The 1877-nt window shown below is 63.3% G+C and carries 2 protein-coding genes; one reads left to right on the top strand and one right to left on the bottom strand.

Annotated elements, in window-relative coordinates; genetic code table 11:
* A partial coding sequence (locus AAC050_RS14550; protein ID WP_339915797.1) for a hypothetical protein occupies window positions 1-392 on the top strand: 392 nt, incomplete at its 5' end.
* Between the two features lie 384 nt (window positions 393-776).
* On the opposite strand, the gene AAC050_RS14555 is transcribed toward AAC050_RS14550, so the two are convergent.
* The gene (locus tag AAC050_RS14555) at window positions 777-1772 is read right to left on the bottom strand and encodes a replication initiation protein (RefSeq protein WP_339915798.1); all 996 of its coding nucleotides are present in this window, start codon (window positions 1770-1772) and stop codon (window positions 777-779) included.
* Window positions 1773-1877 lie beyond the last annotated feature (105 nt).

Consider the following 1877-nt stretch of genomic DNA (forward strand, 5'->3'; position numbering starts at 1 on the left):
TTCAGGCGGCGAAGGCGGCGGCCGAGGAGGAACGGGACCGGGCGCAGGAAGAGGCCCGTGCTGCGCAAGAAAGGGCGGCCACGGCTGAGGCCCGGCTCCGGGAGGTCGATCAGATCATCGGCGATGCAGCCGCGCTGGCGGCGGAAGCGGCCGCGGCGGTGATCACCGGAGATCTGCGCCAGGGCGAGAACGGCCGCTGGACCACCGGGGAGAGTGCCCCGTCGGTTGAGCGCCTGAAGCCGCTCTGGACCCATCTGCGCCCCGCGATGGAGCGGGTGGCGCGCTGGTGGGACGGTGTCCGGGGGCGGGTCGAGGCGCTGCCCGAGCCGGAGCAGCAGGCGTTCTTCGATGAGGTCCCCCCGGAAGCGCCCGATGAGGTACCGGGGTTTTGATCCGGAAGGGTTACCACGGCCACCAGCGTCTTGCTGGTCGCGGCGGGCTCGTCAGAAGGGCCGTCACGCGCGCCTCGGACCTGTCCAGACGTTCCCGCAGGTCATCGATTGTCGCCTGCATCTGGCCGCGTTCCCGCTCCCGCTCCGTTATCAGGGTTTCTATCTGAAACCGAAGGTTTGTAGATTGTTCTTCACAGGGTTGCGTGTCGTTCGATAGGGTCGGTTGCGCAACTGTGGGGGGGAACACCCTATGCAGCTCAGATGGGTCGATCTGGTAGGGTCCGGATTCTGTACGGCACGCGCTTATAGACCCGCTTTTTATGGCTCTAAGGATCGTAGATTTTGCTTTCCCGGTCGCTTTCGCGGCTGTGCCTAAGGTGTGTTTCATGGGGGTTGCGTATCGTTCGATGTAGCCGGTTGCGCAACGGGTTTCTGGGTTGCGCGTTCAGATTCAAGCAACGCATAGGCGGCACGGGCCAAATCTCGCTCATTCCGGGTGATTTGGCGCCCCCCGGCCTCGAAAGTGCGTCCCGCACGATCGGCCCAAGCCTCTCGTTGGGCATCTGTCAGCCCGGTCCACCAGGTCTGGGCGGTGTCGTGTTGTGGGGTGTCTTCAAGGATTGGCGGTGCGTCGGAAGTGTCCTGCGTCTTGCGCCTCGCCCCGCTGTGGCGTTCGTTTTCCACGGCGGTTTCCGTTACGGCATGCGGGTCTTTCCAGTGCCAGTCGAAACGAACAGCATGGACCGACCGACCACGCTTTTCCGGGGTCATCTTCACGCTGACCGTGCCGTAGTCGTTGATCGCTTCAATTGCGGGGTCGAGAACCCGTGTTCGAAAGTCTGACCAACGATCATATGCCTTACGATCATCTACTCGCATGAGGGTCCTAAGTTCTGAGAGATCAAAAACCCAATATGGCCTGCCAAGGCGCTTTTTATCGGCCAGAATGGCATAGAGCTGCCGCCCATGTCCGGTGAGGCGGTGCGCGGCGGAGGCCTCTATCTTCGTGAAGTTGGCGGGGCTGCGCAGGGCATGCACCCCGGCCGGCGGGATCAGCAGGCGGGCCATGCTGCCGCCCTCGGTGATGTGCCATTCGGCCAGGACAACGGCGCCCCAGGGGTCCCCCCGGTGCTCCCCGGACATCTTTACTCCCGTCAGACGTTCCAGGCACTGCCGGAGCCAGACATTATCGGCCCGCCCGCCCTCGCCGCGCAGGCGTAGGGTGGGGATGTTCAGCCAGACCGCGTTCGGCACTGTGGCAGGTACGCGCTGTTCATCCAGGGCGGCGGCAATCTCCCACACCGCCGACACCATGGCCGGGGTCAGGAGTGTTTCAGATCGGAGCGCAATGGCGCTGGATGGCACGGTGATTTCCCTCATAAACAGACATTAATTCAGGCGTAAGTCTGTTGCAATACGTCTGTCGACCCCTCCCGCGTGTCTGTTCATACACTCCCGCGTGTCTGTTCATACACTCCCGCGTGT

It is taken from the genome of uncultured Brevundimonas sp., assembly GCF_963974615.1.
GTDB lineage: Bacteria > Pseudomonadota > Alphaproteobacteria > Caulobacterales > Caulobacteraceae > Brevundimonas.

What these genes read in the sequence shown, in the direction of transcription:
- AAC050_RS14555 (WP_339915798.1), bottom strand. Translation starts at nt 1,772, where the DNA reads ATGAGGGAAATCACCGTGCCATCCAGCGCCATTGCGCTCCGATCTGAA.